This is a genomic window from Azospirillum sp. HJ39, assembly GCF_041507355.1.
GTDB classification, from domain to species: Bacteria; Pseudomonadota; Alphaproteobacteria; order Azospirillales; family Azospirillaceae; genus Azospirillum; species Azospirillum thiophilum.
This window is the reverse complement of record NZ_CP167913.1, coordinates 643,564-661,773: the sequence shown is the minus strand read 5'-3', so window position 1 is coordinate 661,773 and position 18,210 is coordinate 643,564. Positions and strand designations below refer to the sequence as shown.

Here is an 18,210-nt window from a genome sequence, read left to right as displayed (position 1 = left end):
CCGCACAAGGGGGAAGCGGAAGCCATGGCTGGGGAAACCGCCGCAGGAGCCGCATCGGACGATGCGACCATTGTCATCGGCGACGATCATCCGCTGGTCCAGGCGGCGCTGCGCGATGCGCTGGGCCGGGCGATGCCGGGGGTGCGGGTGATCGAATGCCCGGACCTCGACTCGGTGATGACCGCGGTGGGGGAGAGGCCGGACGAGATCGACCTCGTGCTGCTCGACCTCAACATGCCCGGCACCCACGGCTTCGCCGGGCTGTTCCTGATGCTGGCCCACCACCCGACCGTGCCGGTCGCCATCCTGTCGGCACTGCAGGATTCCGACACCATCCGCCGGGCGCTGGCCTACGGCGCCTCCGGCTATATCCCGAAATCGCTGTCGATGCAGGCGATGGCCGACGCCATCCGGGCGATCCTGTCCGGCGAGACCTGGTCGCCGCCGCTGTCGGCCGCCTCATCGGAAGCCGACGAGGCCGAGGCCGCGCGCCGCTTCGCCTCCCTCTCGCCGCAGCAGCTGCGCATCCTGACCATGATCGTCGACGGCAAGCTGAACAAGCAGATCGCTGGCGATCTGAACGTGTCGGAACAGACGGTCAAGGTCCATGTCTCCAGCATCCTGCGCAAGCTGAACGTGGTCAGCCGCACCCAGGCCGCCGTCGTCGCCGGCCGGCTGGCGGTGGGCGGCGACGTGCTGCGGTAACCCGTTCTTCCTTTGTACGCATCAGCTGGCGGTTTGCCCGGCCTTTTGCTAGGCTGGCGCCATCATGATCCCCACCCAGGACAGCGTTTGCCGGGACAGCGTCTGCCGCGACTGCGCCGCCGCCCTGCCCGGCCCGATATCGGGCCCGATATCGGGTGACGTAACGCGCTGCCCGAAATGCGGCAGCCGGCGGCTGTTCCGCCATGCGGAGCTGCACAGCCTGTCCATCGGCCACATCGACTGCGACAGCTTCTACGCCACGGTGGAGAAGCGCGACCGGCCGGAGCTGGCGAGCCGGCCGGTGATCGTCGGCGGCGACGACCATCGCGGCGTCGTGGCGGCCTGCTGCTACGTGGCGCGGATATCGGGGGTGCGCTCCGCCATGACCATCCGCGAGGCGCTGGACCGCTGTCCCGACGCCACCGTCATCCGGCCGGACATCGCCAAATACCGGGCGGTCGGCCACCAGGCCCGCGCGATCATGGAGGCCTTCACCCCGCTGGTCGAGCCGATCAGCATCGACGAGGCCTATCTCGACCTGACCGGGGTCGGGGAGCGCCTCAGCATCAGCCCGGCGCAGGCGCTGGTGGAGATCGTCCGGCGGTTCGAGGGCGAGTTGCACATCACTGCCTCCATCGGCCTCAGCCACAACAAGCTGCTGGCGAAGATTGCGTCCGACCTCGACAAGCCGCGCGGCTTCTCGGTGCTGGGCCGGGCGGAGGCGGCGGCCTTCCTGGCGCCCAGGCGGGTCACCATCCTGTGGGGCGTCGGCCCGGCGCTGGAACGCAAACTGTTCGCCGACGGCATCACCCGGGTCGGCGACCTGCAGGACAAGGACGAGCATTGGCTGGTCAAGCGCTACGGCGCCATGGGCCGGGTGCTGTTCACCTACGCGCGCGGCGAAGACTCCCGCCGGGTGAGCCCCGAGTCGGTCAGCAAGAGCATCTCGTCGGAGGAAACCTTCGACTGGGACGTCACCACCCTGCCCGCCCTGGCGCAGGAGCTGCGCCCGCTGGCCGAGAAGGTCGCCCGCCGGCTGCAGCGCGAGGGGCTGCTCGGCCGCAGCGTGGTGCTGAAGCTGAAGACCAGGGATTTCCAGCAGCTCACCCGCTCCCGCCGGGTCGAGCCCACCTGTGCCGCCGACGTCATCCTGGCCGCCGGCATCGCCCTGCTGGAGCGCGAGGTCGACGGCCGTGCCTTCCGGCTGATCGGCATCGGCTGCACCGACCTGACCCACCCGGAAACCGCGCCCGACCCGGAGCTGGACCTGTTCGGCTGAGAAGAGGTCAGCCGGCCGACTGCTCCATCTCCGGCAGGCCGCCCGGCTTGACCACGCTGCGGATGGCGAAGCTCGACTGGATGCGCACCACGCCGGGCAGGCGCGACAGCGAATCCTTGTAGATGCGGTCGTAGTCGGCCGGATCCCGCGCCACCACCCGCAGCAGGTAATCCGAACTTCCCGACAGCAGGTAGCATTCCCGCACCTCCGGGCAGCGGCGGACGGCGGCGTCGAAACGGCGCAGATACTCGTCGGTCTGCCGTTCCAGCGTGATGTGGACGATGACGGTGACCGTCCGCTCCTCGTCCGCGGTCTCGATGATCGCGGTATAGCCGCGGATCACGCCGGAATGCTCCAGCATGTGCAGGCGGCGCAGGCAGGCCGATGGCGACAGCCCGACCTCCGCCGCCAGCTTGGCGTTGCTCATCCGGCCGTCCTTGCGGAGCAGGCGCAGAATCTTGTGGTCCAGGGCATCCAGGGCGTGCATGCAACTTTATTCGAAGATGTGGAGGATCGTGCGGAAGCTGCACCATATTATGGGGGATTCATGCAAGGCTTTGCAGAGATTCGCCCGGTTCGTCGGCCGTATAGTGAGGCTATCGAGACAATCCGTCTAACCGATGGTTTCATAGGATACCAGTCCGGTTCGGACGGTAACTTCACTTGGCGGTTCGGATCGGGGAGATCTGGCATGGTCACGCGCATCGGCGTTCCCAAGGAAATCAAGAACCACGAGTACCGCGTCGGCCTGACGCCGGCCTCGGTCCGCGAACTGGCCGCTGACGGCCATGCCCTGCTGGTGCAGAGCGGCGCCGGGGCCGAGATCGGCTTTTCCGACGAGGCCTACCGCGCGGCGGGGGCCAGGATCGCCGGCAGCGCCGAAGAGCTGTTCGCGGAGGCCGACCTTATCGTGAAGGTGAAGGAGCCGCAGCCGGCGGAATGTCGCAGGCTGCGGCCGGATCAGGTTCTGTTCACCTATCTGCATCTCGCCCCCGATCCCGAACAGACGCGGCTGCTGATGGACAGCGGCTGCACCGCCATCGCCTACGAGACGGTGACCGACCGGGCCGGCCGCCTGCCGTTGCTGGCGCCGATGTCGGAGATCGCCGGCCGCATGGCGATCCAGGTCGGCGCCGTGGCATTGCAGAAGAGCAACGGCGGCTCCGGCATCCTGCTGGGCGGGGTGCCCGGGGTGTTGCCGGGCAAGGTGCTGGTCATCGGCGGCGGCGTGGTCGGCGCCAACGCCGCCCGCATGGCGATGGGGCTGGGGGCCGACGTGACCATCGCCGACCGGTCGGTGCCGCGGCTGTCCCAGCTCGACGACCTGTTCGGGCCGCTGCTGAAGACCGCCTACGCGTCGGCCGACGCGCTCGACCGGCTGGTCGCCGATGCCGATCTGGTGGTCGGCGCCGTGCTGGTCCCGGGCGCCGCGGCGCCCAAGCTGGTGCGCCGCGACCAGCTGTCCGGCATGCGCCGCGGCTCGGTGCTGGTGGACGTCGCCATCGACCAGGGCGGCTGTTTCGAGACCAGCCACGCCACCACCCATTCCGACCCGACCTATGTGGTGGACGGCATCGTCCATTACTGCGTCGCCAACATGCCGGGCGCCGTCGCCCGCAGCTCGACCGAGGCGCTGAACCACTCCACCCTGCCCTTCGTCCAGGCACTGGCCGGCAAGGGCTGGAGGCGGGCGCTGGCCGAGGATCCGCATCTGCTCGCCGGGCTGAACGTCCAGGCCGGCCGGCTGACATATCGTGCGGTGGCGGAGGCCCTCGACCTGCCTTTCACCGACCCCCGGACGGCGGTCGCCGGATGATGTGAACAGCTGTTGACAAGGAACTGAACGAAATTTCATCGAATGCCGGTTCGAGGAAATTTTGACCGGAAACCCCATCGCGGACCGGAACGTTTGTTGTTTTTTTCGCCCACCGGAAAGAGAGTGTTGCGCACACGGATCAAGTTGCTTTACCTGTCTGTCACAAGAAAAAAGGTAGCATCCGCCACCGGTGCTTAAGTGCCGGGGCCAAAGATCAAGAACAGTTTTGAACAGGGTAAGGCTCGGCGCCTTGCGCCGACTGTTGCGCCGATTGGGCCGGGCCGGGCGGTCTTCCGTCCGCCCCGGCCGATTCACAACGACATGCCCGGCAGCGATGCCGGTGGGGACGCCACGGCCGCAAACCGTGCCGCGCAAGGGGGAACTGTTTTGCATGATCGATCGCCGGAAATCCGTTCGGGTGCGGGACCGCGCCCCGGCGACGTCATCGCATATGCGCTCCATGCCGGATCGGACGCGGCCGCATCCCCTGCATAGCGTTTGACCGCAGCTCCACCGGATCCGGGCCGGACCCGGCATCCGGTGGAGCTGCGGCATGGAACCGGGTGCGGCGGCGGGATTCCAAGCGTCCCCTGCCTCGGTCCTGGATGTTCTCCCCCGTTCATCCGGATCGGAACTCCGCCGCCGCACACGGCTTTAATCCTGTCCGCCAAGTTCGAGACAGTTCTTGAGCGACTGCTTATTCGGTGTACTGGGAGACTGGGAGAAGCCTGCCTGATGGATTATTTCATACAGCAATTGATCAACGGCCTGTCGCTCGGGGCGATCTACGGCCTGATCGCGATCGGGTACACGATGGTGTACGGCATCATCGGGATGATCAACTTCGCCCATGGCGAGATCTACATGATCGGCGCCTTCGTGGCGCTGATCACCTTCCTTGCGATCGGGGCGCTCGGGATCACCTGGGTTCCGCTGGCGCTGCTGGTCATGCTTGTGGCCTCGATGCTGTTCACCAGCGTCTATGGCTGGACGGTGGAGCGCATCGCCTACCGGCCGCTGCGCTCCTCGCCCCGGCTGGCGCCGCTGATCTCGGCCATCGGCATGTCGATCTTCCTGCAGAACTACATCCAGATCCTCCAGGGCGCCCGCTCCAAGCCGCTGCAGCCCATCCTGCCCGGCAACCTCACCCTGATGGACGGCGCCGTCTCGGTCAGCTACGTCCGGCTCGCCACCATCGTCATCACGCTCGTCCTGATGGTCGGCTTCACCATCCTGATCAACCGCACCTCGCTGGGCCGCGCCCAGAGGGCCTGCGAACAGGACAAGAAGATGGCGGGCCTGCTCGGCGTCAACGTCGACCGCGTCATCTCGCTGACCTTCGTCATGGGCGCCGCGCTCGCCGCCGTCGCCGGGATGATGGTGCTGCTGATCTACGGCGTCATCGACTTCTACATCGGCTTCCTCGCCGGGGTGAAGAGCTTCACCGCAGCCGTGCTCGGCGGGGTCGGCTCGCTGCCCGGCGCCATGCTCGGCGGCGTGGTCATCGGCCTGATCGAAGCCTTCTGGTCCGGCTATGTCGGCTCCGAATGGAAGGACGTCGCCACCTTCTCCATCCTCGTCCTCGTCCTGATCTTCCGCCCGACCGGCCTGCTCGGCCGGCCCGAGATCGAGAAGGTGTAAGCCCATGACCTCCCCCTCCAACACCCTCTCGCCGTCCAAGGCCGGGGCATCTGCCCGCGGCGTCGACTGGGCGGCGACGATCAAGGACGCCGCGCTCGCCGCCTTCGTCGCACTTCTGCTCACCGTGCCGCTGGTGGGGCTGCGCACCGTCGACCGCCCGACCGGGCTGGGCATCGAGGCCCGGCCGGAGGAGGTCGTCGCCTCGCTGCTCCTGGTCTTCCTCGGCCGGCTCGGGCTCGGGCTGATCCGCCAGGGCATGGCGCTGCCGGTGCTCCTCCTGGCGGTCCTTTGCGCCGGCATCGGGCTGGTGCTGCCGATGCCGACCCAGGTGCTGCGGCTGGTGCTGGTGCTGGGCGGCGGCGTGATCGCGCTGCGCGCCGCCATGACGGTCGCCACCGGCCGCTCCAAGCTGTCCCAGGCCGACCGCGACCGCCGCATGGACCGCGTCGCCGCCAAGGTGCAGCATGCCAGCCGCTACATCGGCCCGGTCGCCGTCGCCATCGCCGTCGTCCTGCCGATGACGCCGCTGGCCGACCGCATGCTGCTGGACATCGGCATCCTGCTGCTGACCTACATCATGCTGGGCTGGGGCCTGAACATCGTGGTGGGCCTGGCCGGGCTGCTCGACCTCGGCTATGTCGCCTTCTACGCCGTCGGCGCCTACAGCTACGCCCTGCTGGCCCATTATTTCGGGCTGAGCTTCTGGCTCTGCCTGCCGCTGGCGGGCGTGCTGGCCGCATTCTCGGGCGTGCTGCTGGGCTTCCCCGTCCTGCGGCTGCGCGGCGATTACTTCGCCATCGTCACGCTGGGCTTCGGCGAGATCATCCGCATCATCCTGGTCAACTGGTACCAGTTCACCGGCGGCCCCAACGGCATCTCCGGCATCCCGCGCCCGAGCTTCTTCGGCATCGCCGAGTTCTCGCGCACGCCGGCCGACGGCATGGCCGCCTTCCACGAGATGTTCGGGCTGGAATTCTCGCCGCTGCACCGCATCGTCTTCCTCTATTACCTGATCCTGGCGCTGGCGCTGGTGGTCAACGTCTTCACGCTCCGGGTGCGCAAGCTGCCGCTGGGCCGGGCGTGGGAGGCGCTGCGCGAGGACGACATCGCCTGCGCGTCGCTCGGCATCAACCGCACCAACATGAAGCTGGCGGCCTTCGCCATCGCCGCGATGTTCGGCGGCTTCGCCGGCTCCTTCTTCGCCACCCGCCAGGGCTTCATCAGCCCGGAGAGCTTCACCTTCATCGAGTTGGCGATCATCCTGGCCATCGTGGTGCTGGGCGGCATGGGCAGCCAGATCGGCGTCGTCGTGGCGACGCTGCTGGTGATCGGCCTGCCCGAGGCGTTCCGCGAGCTGGCCGACTACCGCATGCTGGCGTTCGGCGCCGGCATGGTGGTGATCATGCTGTGGCGTCCGCGCGGCCTGCTGGCCCACCGCGACCCGACCATCCTCCTGCATGGCGGCAAGACGCCCGCCGCGACGGGAGCCGCGAAATGAGCGCCGCGATGACTGAAAAGCCCCTGTTGACGGCCCCCCTGCTGACGGTCGAGCACCTGACCATGCGCTTCGGCGGCCTGGTGGCGAACAACGACGTGTCGTTCGAGGCGCGGGCGGGCGAGATCACCGCGCTGATCGGCCCGAACGGCGCCGGCAAGACCACGCTGTTCAACTGCGTCACCGGCTTCTACACCCCCACCGTGGGCCGGCTGACGCTGCGCCATCCGGAGGGCAGGGAGTTCCTGCTGGAGCGGATGCCGGGCTACCGCATCGCCCAGCTGGCGGGGGTGGCGCGCACCTTCCAGAACATCCGGCTGTTCGGCGGGATGAGCGTGCTGGAGAACCTGATCGTCGCCCAGCACAACAAGCTGATGCGGGCATCGAGCTTCGCCATCGGCGGGCTGCTCGGGCTGCCGTCCTATCGCCGGGCCGAGCATGAGGCGGTTGAGCTGGCGAAATACTGGCTGGAGCGGGTTCGGCTGACCGAGTTCGCCGACTGGGAGGCCGGCAACCTGCCCTATGGCGCCCAGCGGCGCCTGGAGATCGCGCGCGCCATGTGCACCGAGCCGGTGCTCTTGTGCCTGGACGAGCCGGCGGCGGGCCTGAACCCGCGCGAGTCGGGCGAGCTTGCCGAGATCCTGACCTTCATCCGCGACGTCCGGACGCCGCAGGGGCACCGGACCGGCGTTCTGCTGATCGAGCATGACATGAGCGTGGTGATGCGGATTTCCGACCATGTTGTGGTTCTGGATTACGGCCGGAAGATTTCCGACGGCGATCCGGAGCATGTGAAGAACGACCCGGCGGTGATCCGCGCCTATCTGGGCGAGGACGAGGACGAGGCGTTGCCGCCGGAGGTGGCGGCCGACCTGCACATGCCGCCCACCGCGGGCCAACACAGCGCGCAGAAGGGAGCCTGAGCCATGCTGAAGGTATCGGGCGTCCACACCTTCTACGGCGCGATCGAGGCGCTGAAGGGGATCGACATCGAGATCGGCTCCGGCGAGATCGTGTCGCTGATCGGGGCCAACGGGGCCGGCAAGTCGACGCTGCTGATGACGATCTGCGGCAGCCCGCGGGCACGCCAGGGCCGGGTGTTCTTCGAGGGCGAGGACATCACCGACCTGCCGACCCACGAGATCGTGCGGCGCGGCATCGCGCAAAGCCCGGAGGGGCGGCGCATCTTCCCGCGGATGACGGTGCTGGAGAACCTGCAGATGGGCTCGATCGTGGCCCAGCCCGGCAGCTTCGAGCGCGAGCTGGAACGGGTTCTGACGCTGTTCCCGCGGCTGAAGGAGCGGATCAACCAGCGGGCCGGCACGATGTCGGGCGGCGAGCAGCAGATGCTGGCGATCGGGCGGGCGCTGATGAGCCAGCCGCGGCTGCTGCTGCTGGACGAGCCGAGCCTGGGGCTGGCGCCGCTGATCGTGAAGCAGATCTTCCAGGTGATCAAGGAGATCAACCGGGAGCAGAAGATGACGGTGTTCATGGTGGAGCAGAACGCCTTCCACGCGCTGAAGCTGGCGCACCGGGCCTATGTGATGGTGACGGGGAAGATCACGATGACGGGGACGGGGGCGCAGCTGCTGGCCGATCCGGAGGTGCGCGCCGCCTATCTGGAAGGGGGGCATTGAGATGGAGACGATCCTGGGCTCGTCGGTTCCGGTGTTCGTGTTCCTGACGGTGCTGGTGTTCGGCGGCTGCGGCGTGCTGACCGGCCAGACGCTGGCGGAGGGCTGGAAGCCGGTGTCGAACGTGCTGGCCTATTCGCTGCTGCTGGGGGCGGGCGACCGCTTCCTGGCCTGGGGCCTGTTCGGCGAGCAGCTGCTGGCGCCGTGGGGCTTCATCGTCCACACCGTGGTGATCGGGCTGATCACGCTCACCGCACACCGCATCGCCATCGCACGGCGCATGGTCAACCAGTATCCATGGTTGTACGAACCCGCCGGGCCCTTCGCCTGGAGGGAACGCCAGCCGGCCCGCGGCTGAGGCATTGCCGGCAGGCTGCGGCCGTTGAGGCACAGCCTGCCGATGTCCCAGGAAAGTCGAAGAGCGGATATTCTAGCGTCCGCACATTTAATGGTTAAGAAAACCTCTCCATCCTACACTTGGCAAATGCTGGACAAGACTTTGGACCGAGGCGCATCGCTTGCCCCCATTCCAAAAGTCAGAGACGAGCGGCGTGGCGGCCTGAGCCGTGCCCTGATACGATAAGAAAAATACAATCGATTCTTTACGAAAAACCGAATGAACGCCGGTCCTGCCGGCGGCGCAGCGCCATGCCGCGACATCGCGGCCAAGCGGCGGTGCGGGCTATCCGCAGGGGCATCCGCAAGGGAAAGGCAACAGCATGGCAGCGGACAAGACGGCCGTCTCCCGGCCGCGTCGGTTCTGGAGCGTCGGACGCAAGGTGACGGCCGCCTTCGTCGCGGCCATCGTCGGCGGTTTCATCGTCATCATGGGGCTTCAGGCCAAGATGCAGTATGACGATGCGGTGCGGCTCGCCACGCACGACGCCCGTGTCAAGACCGACATGCTGGCCAACGCCACCAAGACCAGCTTCGTCGCCGGCGACGGCGCCTCCATCGAGACGGAGTTCATGCCGCTGGCCGCCAGCAACGAGGTGCAACTGGTGTCGCTGCGCGCCGCCACCGCCTCGGACCGGCTCGCCGACTTCACGAACCCGCGCTTCGCCCCGTACGACCTGAAGGCCGACCAGGATCTGGTCGAGGCGGTCCTGGCCGGCAAGGGGGCGCAGACCCGCTCGGCCAAGGGGCACATCGTGGTGACGGTGCCGGTGCTCAACGGCAGGAGCAACCGCCTGGTCGGCGCGCTCCAGATCGCCTGGAGCCTGGACCAGCAGGTCGAGGCCATCGCCACCCAGATGCGCAACCAGATCGCCATCTGCCTGATCGCGCTGGTGGTGCAGATCGCGCTGCTGAACCTGCTGCTCGGCCGCATCGTCATCCGCCCGCTGCGCGCCATGTCGGTGGCGATGGCCGGGCTGGCCGGCGGCGACACCGCGGTCGAGGTGCCCGGCACCGGCCGTTCCGACGAGATCGGCGCCATGGCCGGCTCGGTCACCGTCTTCCGCGACAATGCCCGCGCCATCGAGCGCATGCACGCCGCCCAGGCGGAGGCCGACGCCAAGGCCGAACAGGCCAAGCGGGCGGCCCTGCTCGACCTCGCCGACCGCTTCCAGGGCACGGTCAAGCGGCTGGTGGAGGGCATCGCCGACAGTGCAGCCGGCATGGCCGACAGTTCCGACCGCATGGCCGCCGTGGTGGGCGAGGCGTCGAGCCAGACCCGCAACGTCGCCCGCGAATCCGACGACATCCAGGCCAACGTCCGCTCCGCCGCGGCGGCGGCCACCGAACTGGCCAGCTCCATCGGCGGCATCTCCGATCAGGTCGGCCATTCCGCCCGCATCGCCGGAGAGGCGGTATCCCACGCCGACCGCACCAACGCCACCGTCCAGGGGCTGATCGCCAACGCCGAGCGCATCGGGCAGGTGGTCGGGCTGATCCACGCCATCGCCAAGCAGACCAACCTGCTGGCGCTGAACGCCACCATCGAGGCGGCGCGCGCCGGCGAGGCGGGCAAGGGCTTCGCCGTGGTGGCGACCGAGGTGAAGGGGCTGGCCGACCAGACCGCCAAGGCCACCGACGAGATCGCCACCCAGGTCAACGCCATGCAGTCGGTCACCCGCGAGGCGGCAAGCGCCATCGGCGCCATCGGTGCGACCATCACCGAGATCGACGGGATTTCCGGCGCCATCACCCAGTCGGTCCAGGAGCAGAACGCCGCCACGCAGGAGATCGCGCGGGCGGTGGAGATGGCGGCGCGCGGAACCCAGGACGTGTCGGCGACCATCGCGACGCTGGCCAACACGGCGGAGAGCGCCGGTGGCACGGCGCTCGGTGTCCAGGAGGCCGCCCGCGGCCTGTCCGGCCAGACCCGTGCGCTGGCCGCGGAGGTCGACCGCTTCCTGACCGAGGTGCGTCAGCAGGCGACGGGAGGCTGAAAGCCGACGTGGATGCATAAATCGGTTGGGAGTTGGCGGCATCGGGGGGCCGGGTCGAGACAGCTCCGCTGTCGGCGAGCCCCCGATGCCGTAGAAGGCCAGCGATCCCCGCCGCCCCAGGATCCCCAAGGCGTGCCGCCGCGGCGGTGAGCGACACCGGCGCGACCGCCACCCGCCCGGAAGCCCGAAGCCCGAAGCCCGAACCGCCTGCACCCTCATCGACCGGATGACCGGCCTCGCCATGCCAGCTTCCCGGAAGCCCGTCTGACGACCAGGGTCGCAGGCCCTGGGCCGCCCGCCTCCAGAATTGTGCACCGACGTCAGGCTTCATGCCCGATGCCGTCAAAGAACGGATCGTGCGAGAAACCTCCGGTGCTCATGCCTCTCGGTCGGAGACGCCGACCGCGATATGGCAGCCGGCCCCGACACACCCTTTCAGAGAGCGGAACGACCTGATTTATGCCTTGATGGTTATGTCGTTATCATGACAAGCTCCCCATAGCGTGCATTCTATTGGTAATGGAGACCCGTTCCCATGGAATTCATCCTGGAAAGTCTCGCGAAGATACCCGGTGGCGTGGCGCGTCTTTCAAACTTAGCTTCCGGCCTCAGGCTCGACCATATTCCTCCCTCGGTGTTGCGCAAACTCCTGGCAGAAACCGCCAAGGCCGGCACTGGCCCCGGAGGGATGTCATGTCACTTGGTTTATGGGCGTTTGCGCGACTGCATCGTTCGCTTGGAACAGGAGTTGTCTTTCCAGCGGCCGACCCCCCCGGTGTGCGAATCCGGCTGCGCGATCGTCCTGCCACTCGGCATTTTCAACGGCGAAGCACGCTTCCAGCTTTTCAAGCGCGACTATCTCGACCGGGCCCGCGACCTCGGCCTTTTGCCGAGAACACTGGAATCCCCCTACGATCTCGACATGCTTTTGAGTTATCTCAGGCAGGGTTTCCAAGACGGGATGCCCGAGAATGGCGGGTTGGGCAATCCTGCATTGGGGATCGTCACGTTTCTGACACCGCTCGACGATACGTGGGCAGAGTTGACGAAGCACCGCATCACCACCCTTTCGCCTCTCGATTCGATGCCGGCCGGATGCGATGTCGGGAAGATATTGGATGAATTGGGCCTTCCTTATCAGGATACCAACGGCTGGTTGATAGAATTGCGGACGTCGTTGCCACTGAATGAGATAGTAAACCATTCCGGGAAACGGGGACGATGCGCGGCGCCGACTGTAATCGAGTCCATCGAGCACGATTACTTCCGGCATTGGCCGAATCGTACCGACGATGACCGGTATGGGCGAACCCTGCATTTCCAGACACTGCGCGGCGGTTTGCCCGATGGCGCGGGGCGCCCGGAGATCATCGTCGATCATATTCCCGGCTCCGTCCTCGCCAGCGGTTTCGAAGTTTCGATCCTGGGACGAATTCCCGGACGCCAAATTCCTCCTCCCTCCACCGTGGCGACGCATCTGGTCGGCCGCCAGGACCCATATGATCTGATCAAGGAAATCTGCGCGAGATTGTAGGCCGCTTTGGGGGAACCATGAGCAGAGAGCTTGCGAAAGGCAGCGGCAACGCCCCGGATGAACTGGATGCCTCTCCGCCTTACGGCGTCGCCGGATACGAGGCATGGCTGCGCCGTGGCCTGGACGCGTATTGCCACCCCAGCAGCACGATCGGAACGCGCGACGTCGCCTTCGCGCCCCTGATCGTCAACAGCAACTCCTTTGAAGGCCTGGCCCCGCAACTCATCCGCTACGCAAGCGGCTTTCCCGCCGGCAGCGAGTATTTGCGGGAGGCCGCCGGCTTCGCGCTGGGAGCCTGGAACGGTGAAACCGAGCATGCCCCGCTTGTGCTGGCGGAACTCCTCAAACTGCTGCGCCGCCTTCCCCACCACAGCCATGTTCCCTACCTGCGCCGCCTGCTGTGTTCATCTGCATTGATGGCACGCTGTCAGGGGACGTCGCTGCCCAGGGAAGCGTTCGATGCGGTTGCGGGCCTGTTGCAGTTTCCGGCCGGCGAACGGCTTTTTCGCGATCTGCGGATGCAGGCAAATTTCTGGAATGTCCACTATGTTCCGCGTTGGTTGGAGGAGATGGTTCGGGCCAATCACCTGACTTGGCTGGAGGGGCTGCTCCTTGTCGGTGAGGAGTTGGAGCGCGCCTATCCGGACGGCACTGCACTGAGGCCGTTGATCGGCCGGTTGGCAGCCAACGCCGGTCCGCTCGATCGCGTGCTGAGCGATCTCGCCAGAGCCGGCCATCTCGGCGAGTGGCTGAAGGCTCAGCTTTTCGGCAGGAGCGGCGCGCCTTTCAGACTGATCGAACTGCCGGATCCTGTGACGGGCCGGGGCACGGTGCTGGCCCTGATCCGCGGTGCGGAGCGTCTGGTGTTCGATGAAAGTGCCGAGGGGCCGGAAGCCTATGAACACCTCTTCCAACTGTGTGGATGGATACAGTGCTTCCCATCGGAGTCCTACCCGCGCCAGGGCCGGCAGACCGCGCACGGCGGCAGGCAGGATATACGGGATAAATTCAATGATTCCATAACGAATTGGCAATCTCGCAAGTTCTCAATGGAAGCGCCTGCATCGTCCGGCACCATACCCGTTCCGGGGCGGGCGGCATCAATCAAAGGGTACTTGCAATGAACCGGGATCATTCCTCCGCCCATTCACGCAGCAATACCCACTCGCTTCTGAGCCGCTATTGCGAGGCGGTCGTCAAGTTGCGTCAGGCTGCGGCCTGGAACAGCTTCGATGAGGAGCGTCGCCGCGGTGGAATCCGCATCGTGCCGATGGTGGATGCCGATGTGGTTCGGCTCTTCATGGCTCCCGGGGCAGAGCTCCGTTACATCGACCCTTTCAATCAGGCCGACATGCAGGATGTCGAAGTGTCGGATGCGCAGGGCGACGGCGTCGTCCGCAACCGGCACGGCGCATGGCCGGAGGAGGCCTGGAACGGTCCGCTCACCCTGTTCGCGACCATCACAGCCGAATATCTGTTCCTCAATCGCGAAATCATCGTCGGCGGCAAAAGCGTTTCCAACTGGAGGGAACCGCTGCGCATCGCTCCTTCGCATCTGGAGGATGTGCAGACGATGCTGCATCAGGTCCAGTTGAAGATACAGAACACTCCCGATCTGGTCTTGAAGGAGTTGGACGACTTCGCACTGGAAAAGATCGACGACGCCCATCGCCAGGCACTCGAGCGGCATGAGGATCCCGTCCGTTCCGTGGTGGATGCCCTGCCCGGCGCCTTGCGCAAACTGTTCCTGGGACCGGTGCGCGAAGCCATGCGCTGGCTGCGGCTGGTAGAAAACAACCAGCTTCTGTCCATGGAAGGACTGAACGAAGGCACGCGAACGGTTGTTGAACCCGATTCCACTTCAGTAAGCTCCTGGCGGTCGCGGTTGCGCAGGGAGTTGAACACCTCCTTGCCGGCCTGGCTCGACTCGAGCAGCAAGATCAGAAGAGAAAAACGGCTGGAGGAACGCGCCTCCCGCGACGCCAAGGCCCTGGTTGGAGTGATGGCGCTGAACGAAGCGGGTCTGTCGCCATCCGCGGACGACCCGCCGTGGAGAGTGATTCTGGTCACCGGCGACGATCACCTGCATCGTGTCTACGCACGCTGGTTTTGGAGCGGTGAGAATTCAAACAAGGATCTCGACCATTATGTGTTGCGCCGTCCTTTGCAATTCTCACCGGTGTTGAATTTGCGCAGCATGAGCGACGATCCGGAAGCGGGCGGGATCTTCGACAATCTCGTCAAGGCGCTGGACGTGACCATCGACCTTATCTTTGGGCGTGAAACGTCCGGCACCGCCATTTTCAGACTTGAAAACAAATGGGATCGTGCGCAGCAGGAGGCGGGGCGACAGCAAACGGCCAACGACACCACCATGAAAACGCAGATCGATCGCTGTTCCCACCATTGGCTGGAGGCGATCAATCTGATCAATGCGAGAAATCATGCCTATTTCTCTCAGGAATTCACCGATATTCTGAAGAAACTCCATAGTATTCTCGATGAGGCAGATGCAAAGACGTCGATTCTGGAATGGACGTCCCGATGCGTCGATGCGCTGGACAGCGAACATCTGCGCATGTCGCTGTGGGAAACGATCTCGCGGATCGAGAAGCTGGACAGGCCGCAGCGCATGCCGGTCCAAATTTGCTGTGATTTCAGCAATCTTTTGGGAAAGGACTATACCCTTGCCCAGCTTCTGACCGGTTCGGCTGCGATCGACACGGACCGCCGCGAGATTCTCGAGAAGATCGGCCGCCGGGTTAGCGAAGAGTTGACTCCTGAGGGAATTTTCCTGATGGCTGTTCTCAGCGCCGGTGGCGGGGCCTTCGGATTGGCCCGCCATCACATACGGATGGCGCAAAGGCGGGCGAAAAAGCCACCTTCTGTATCCAAGGCTCTGGAGATGGAACTGACCTATTTCGACGCGCTGATCGACCGCTTTACCTTGGACAAAGGGGCGGAAGAACAGATGCGGCGTGCAAGAAAATCACTGGCGGATCTATATCTGCGAGCCAAGCAGGCTCCTATATCCGCAAGGGCATTCCTGCAAGCGCGGGCATTGTCGGAACAAGCCGCCCTGGTTATCGATTGGTATATCTTCGCGCCCGCCCTCCGCTGCGAATATCTGACGGAGGCCAGAAAACGGCTGAAAGAAGCGGAACAACACTTGTCGTTTCTGATGCGGCCCGATGCCCGGCCGGAAGAGCGCGAGCTTGCGACACAGATCGTCGTGAACACCATGTGCGTGCAGGTGCTCGGCAAAATCTGCGGTGAACCGGTGGACAGCATCTCTCTGGCGCGAGCGCGCGACTCTTTCGGGATGATCCATGGCGTGATGCATGGGGAACTGGATTATATTTCCGAATTGTGGAAGCTGGCGGCAGATTGGCTGCTTCAAGGTGGCGATGACAAATGCCGACGGGTTTTCACGCATTGCGAGAAAGTGCTCAATGGCAACATCGACCCGCCTCTCATCGACAGTGATCGGGTTTGTCTTGAACTGGTGCAGCAGTTCGCTGAAGGCGGCGGAACCCTCACGGTCGCCGACTGCCGGACAGGCCAGTGATCGCCATTCCTTGAATGAGGCTTGTTTATAGAAGGTATGTGCTGAATGCCTGCGAGGCAGGCCGATCCGCCGGCGGTCTCCTCATCTTCCGCGGGCATCGCAGGCATCTGGCGATGATCGTCCGGCATGACGACCAGGGCCGTTGCCCTTCATGAAAAGGCCGGTCCGGTTCAGGCGATGGAGATGTCTGGCATCCCGAAGACCGAGGTGATGCGGTGACCGGCGCCTCAGTCGGCACGGACGATCGGAACTCCACGCCGTTCATAAGGTTCCAGGACATCCGCCGGGCAGCTTTTCTCCACGACGAGCCCATCGACCTCGCCCAGGCCGATGACGTCGCAGGCGGAGACGGCGCCGAGCTTCTCCCGCGAGGCGAGGATGATGGTCTCGGCGGACCGGCGGCTGATCGCCCGCTTGATCGCCGCCTCTTCCCGGTCCCCGGTCGTCAGTCCATGTTCCGGATGGATGCCGGCGACGCCCATGAAATAGACGTCGGCGCGGATGTGGGAGATCCCTTCGATCGCCACCGCCCCCACCGCGACGTTCGAGTGCTTGTAGATACGGCCGCCGATGAGTTCCAGCTCGACGCCGGGATGGTCGAGGAGCGCGACCGCGACGTCCGGGCTGTGGGTGGCGACCGTCGCCCGCAGGTCCAGAGGCAGGGCGCGGGCCAGCGCCACGGCGCTGGTGCCGCCATCGAGAAAGAGGATCTGGCCGTTCCTGACCATGCCGGCCGCGGCCCTGGCGATCGCCGCCTTGTCGTCGACGGAGATCTTCCGGCGGGTCGGCAGGTCCGCCAGCGCCTTCGACGCAGGCAGCGCCCCGCCGTGGACGCGCTGGAGCAGCCCCTCCGCCGCCAGTTCGCGCAGATCGCGCCGGATCGTGTCCTCCGACAACCCGAGCTTCCGACTGAAGTCCTTCGCCACCACGCGGCCTTCGCGGGCGAGGGTGTCCAGGATGAGGGCTTTCCGTTCCGTCGTCAGCATGGGGATCCCCGTTCCGATCTCTGCGTCATATTGCATGATTTATCCATATCGTGCAATATCGTGTAATACTGTGCATCGGGAGGCGGGCATGACGGTATCCCACCGCGTTCGGGTCGAGGAAGTGACCACGCTGTCCGACGACTGGTACGTCCTGAAAAAGACGACCTTCAGCTTTCTGCGAGGGGACGGCGCCTGGCAGCGGCAAAGCCGGGAAACCTACGACCGCGGCAACGGCGCCACCATTCTTCTGTACGACCCGGCCCGGCGCACGGTGCTGCTGACGAGACAGTTCCGGTATCCGGCCTTCGTCAACGGCCACGACGATGTCGCTTTCTCCTGAGATTTTTCATTGACAAATTTGAGCGTCAAATAACCCAGATCACATAGCGTAAGAGGGGCCAGGCACTCTGCTAAAGTGAATGAAAACAGCTGATCATCTCCTGGGAGAGTTTTAAATTGCAAAGCTCGCCTATCCAGGTTCACTACACGAAATTGCACGGATTGATTGGGGTGTGAGTGGCTGTTCGCAGACTTCATGCGGGGGGTGCCTGGGTGACGAGCCGCTTCAGGCGGCGTGAGAGGGTCGAGATGAAGGCGATCTCGATAAAAGCGACGAGGTGCTCCTTCATCCGCTCGACAATGGCGTTCAATCTCCGGTAGCGGCTCAGCCATCCAAACGAACGCTCCACGACCCAGGCCATTCCGGTGGGAATGAACACGCAGTCGTGCCCTCGGGCGATCGGCTGAATGGTGATGCCAAGCGCCTCCCCGGCTTTGGCCAGGCGCTGGCCGCGATAGCCGAGGTCACCAATGGCCGTGCCCTGGAAACCGCGGCCGGCGATCTTCCGCAGGACCGGAACGATGCCCTTGGTGTCATGCACGTTGGTCGGCGCTGCATCGATCGCCAGCGGAATGCCGTACTTCTCCACGGCAATATGGACCTTCACGCCGCGGATCTTCTTGCCGCCGTCCACGCCACGCACGAAACAGCTCGGGGCCGAAGGGCAGGTGCGGCTGTCGATCACCACCGTGTGCTCGGCTCGGCCGTATCGCCGCAGGCCAGCCGCCCCGTGCGGCGTAGGCGGTCGAGCAAACGGCGCCACAGTCCCAGTCGGGTCCAGCCCGCATCACGGTGACGCGGAGGTTTGGCGCGCGCAGA

Annotated in this window: 16 protein-coding genes; 13 read left to right on the top strand and 3 right to left on the bottom strand. The window is 65.4% G+C overall.

Annotated elements, in window-relative coordinates:
- Positions 1–24: 24 nt before the first annotated feature.
- Together ABMY26_RS34485 and ABMY26_RS34480 are read left to right on the top strand one after the other, a co-directional pair.
- Entirely contained in the window at positions 25–705 is a 681-nt protein-coding gene (locus ABMY26_RS34485; RefSeq protein WP_372399952.1) for a LuxR C-terminal-related transcriptional regulator, read from the top strand.
- Between the two features lie 64 nt (positions 706–769).
- Positions 770–1,984, top strand: a complete 1,215-nt coding sequence (locus ABMY26_RS34480) for a DNA polymerase IV (RefSeq protein WP_372399951.1) — start codon at positions 770–772, stop codon at positions 1,982–1,984.
- A gap of 7 nt (positions 1,985–1,991) precedes the next feature.
- Here ABMY26_RS34480 and ABMY26_RS34475 read toward each other — a convergent pair whose 3' ends face one another.
- Positions 1,992–2,471, bottom strand: coding sequence for an Lrp/AsnC family transcriptional regulator (locus ABMY26_RS34475; protein ID WP_372399950.1), 480 nt, complete (start codon positions 2,469–2,471; stop codon positions 1,992–1,994).
- A 204-nt stretch (positions 2,472–2,675) separates the two neighbouring features.
- On the opposite strand from ABMY26_RS34475, the gene ald reads away from it, so the two are divergent.
- The 10 genes from ald to ABMY26_RS34425 all read left to right on the top strand — a co-directional run bounded on the left by ald (position 2,676) and on the right by ABMY26_RS34425 (position 16,065).
- Positions 2,676–3,800 carry an alanine dehydrogenase gene (gene ald, locus ABMY26_RS34470; RefSeq protein ID WP_372399949.1) on the top strand — a complete coding sequence of 375 codons (1,125 nt, stop codon included), beginning with the start codon at positions 2,676–2,678 and terminating at the stop codon, positions 3,798–3,800.
- A gap of 735 nt (positions 3,801–4,535) precedes the next feature.
- Complete coding sequence (locus ABMY26_RS34465) at positions 4,536–5,441, top strand: branched-chain amino acid ABC transporter permease LivH (RefSeq protein ID WP_372399948.1); 906 nt, start codon at positions 4,536–4,538, stop codon at positions 5,439–5,441.
- Positions 5,442–5,445: 4 nt separating this feature from the next.
- Complete coding sequence (gene livM / locus ABMY26_RS34460; RefSeq protein ID WP_372399947.1) at positions 5,446–6,939, top strand: high-affinity branched-chain amino acid ABC transporter permease LivM; 1,494 nt, start codon at positions 5,446–5,448, stop codon at positions 6,937–6,939.
- 8 nt (positions 6,940–6,947) lie between these two features.
- Entirely contained in the window at positions 6,948–7,859 is a 912-nt protein-coding gene (locus tag ABMY26_RS34455; protein WP_372399946.1) for an ABC transporter ATP-binding protein, read from the top strand.
- Positions 7,860–7,862: 3 nt separating this feature from the next.
- Positions 7,863–8,573 (top strand): ABC transporter ATP-binding protein, encoded by a 711-nt coding sequence (locus tag ABMY26_RS34450; protein ID WP_372399945.1) that lies wholly within the window; start codon positions 7,863–7,865, stop codon positions 8,571–8,573.
- A gap of 1 nt (position 8,574) precedes the next feature.
- Complete coding sequence (locus tag ABMY26_RS34445) at positions 8,575–8,928, top strand: DUF6867 family protein (RefSeq protein WP_372399944.1); 354 nt, start codon at positions 8,575–8,577, stop codon at positions 8,926–8,928.
- A 361-nt stretch (positions 8,929–9,289) separates the two neighbouring features.
- Positions 9,290–10,963: a methyl-accepting chemotaxis protein gene (locus ABMY26_RS34440; protein ID WP_372399943.1), complete on the top strand. Its 1,674-nt coding sequence runs from the start codon at positions 9,290–9,292 to the stop codon at positions 10,961–10,963.
- Positions 10,964–11,498: 535 nt separating this feature from the next.
- Positions 11,499–12,497 (top strand): hypothetical protein, encoded by a 999-nt coding sequence (locus ABMY26_RS34435; RefSeq protein ID WP_372399942.1) that lies wholly within the window; start codon positions 11,499–11,501, stop codon positions 12,495–12,497.
- Between the two features lie 17 nt (positions 12,498–12,514).
- Positions 12,515–13,621: a hypothetical protein gene (locus ABMY26_RS34430; RefSeq protein ID WP_372399941.1), complete on the top strand. Its 1,107-nt coding sequence runs from the start codon at positions 12,515–12,517 to the stop codon at positions 13,619–13,621.
- Complete coding sequence (locus tag ABMY26_RS34425) at positions 13,618–16,065, top strand: hypothetical protein (RefSeq protein ID WP_372399940.1); 2,448 nt, start codon at positions 13,618–13,620, stop codon at positions 16,063–16,065. Before ABMY26_RS34430 ends, ABMY26_RS34425 begins: the two co-directional genes overlap by 4 nt.
- A 227-nt stretch (positions 16,066–16,292) precedes the next feature.
- On the opposite strand, the gene ABMY26_RS34420 is transcribed toward ABMY26_RS34425, so the two are convergent.
- Positions 16,293–17,087, bottom strand: a complete 795-nt coding sequence (locus tag ABMY26_RS34420; RefSeq protein ID WP_372399939.1) for a DeoR/GlpR family DNA-binding transcription regulator — start codon at positions 17,085–17,087, stop codon at positions 16,293–16,295.
- Positions 17,088–17,139: 52 nt separating this feature from the next.
- On the opposite strand from ABMY26_RS34420, the gene ABMY26_RS34415 reads away from it, so the two are divergent.
- Positions 17,140–17,391 (top strand): hypothetical protein, encoded by a 252-nt coding sequence (locus ABMY26_RS34415; RefSeq protein WP_372399938.1) that lies wholly within the window; start codon positions 17,140–17,142, stop codon positions 17,389–17,391.
- Positions 17,392–17,584: 193 nt separating this feature from the next.
- Here the strand turns inward: ABMY26_RS34415 and ABMY26_RS34410 are convergent, their stop codons facing one another.
- On the bottom strand, positions 17,585–18,079 hold the full coding sequence (locus ABMY26_RS34410) for a transposase (RefSeq protein ID WP_372399937.1): 495 nt from the start codon (positions 18,077–18,079) through the stop codon (positions 17,585–17,587).
- Positions 18,080–18,210: the final 131 nt, after the last annotated feature.

Excerpts from the sequence above, each read along its gene's own strand:
- ABMY26_RS34455 (WP_372399946.1), top strand. The coding sequence starts at position 6,948 with ATGACTGAAAAGCCCCTGTTGACGGCCCCCCTGCTGACGGTCGAGCAC.
- ABMY26_RS34425 (WP_372399940.1), top strand. The coding sequence starts at position 13,618 with ATGAACCGGGATCATTCCTCCGCCCATTCACGCAGCAATACCCACTCG.
- ABMY26_RS34485 (WP_372399952.1), top strand. The coding sequence starts at position 25 with ATGGCTGGGGAAACCGCCGCAGGAGCCGCATCGGACGATGCGACCATT.
- ABMY26_RS34440 (WP_372399943.1), top strand. The coding sequence starts at position 9,290 with ATGGCAGCGGACAAGACGGCCGTCTCCCGGCCGCGTCGGTTCTGGAGC.
- ald (WP_372399949.1), top strand. The coding sequence starts at position 2,676 with ATGGTCACGCGCATCGGCGTTCCCAAGGAAATCAAGAACCACGAGTAC.
- ABMY26_RS34475 (WP_372399950.1), bottom strand. The coding sequence starts at position 2,471 with ATGCACGCCCTGGATGCCCTGGACCACAAGATTCTGCGCCTGCTCCGC.
- ABMY26_RS34450 (WP_372399945.1), top strand. The coding sequence starts at position 7,863 with ATGCTGAAGGTATCGGGCGTCCACACCTTCTACGGCGCGATCGAGGCG.
- livM (WP_372399947.1), top strand. The coding sequence starts at position 5,446 with ATGACCTCCCCCTCCAACACCCTCTCGCCGTCCAAGGCCGGGGCATCT.
- ABMY26_RS34480 (WP_372399951.1), top strand. The coding sequence starts at position 770 with ATGATCCCCACCCAGGACAGCGTTTGCCGGGACAGCGTCTGCCGCGAC.
- ABMY26_RS34420 (WP_372399939.1), bottom strand. The coding sequence starts at position 17,087 with ATGCAATATGACGCAGAGATCGGAACGGGGATCCCCATGCTGACGACG.
- ABMY26_RS34430 (WP_372399941.1), top strand. The coding sequence starts at position 12,515 with ATGAGCAGAGAGCTTGCGAAAGGCAGCGGCAACGCCCCGGATGAACTG.
- ABMY26_RS34415 (WP_372399938.1), top strand. The coding sequence starts at position 17,140 with ATGACGGTATCCCACCGCGTTCGGGTCGAGGAAGTGACCACGCTGTCC.
- ABMY26_RS34465 (WP_372399948.1), top strand. The coding sequence starts at position 4,536 with ATGGATTATTTCATACAGCAATTGATCAACGGCCTGTCGCTCGGGGCG.
- ABMY26_RS34445 (WP_372399944.1), top strand. The coding sequence starts at position 8,575 with ATGGAGACGATCCTGGGCTCGTCGGTTCCGGTGTTCGTGTTCCTGACG.
- ABMY26_RS34435 (WP_372399942.1), top strand. The coding sequence starts at position 11,499 with ATGGAATTCATCCTGGAAAGTCTCGCGAAGATACCCGGTGGCGTGGCG.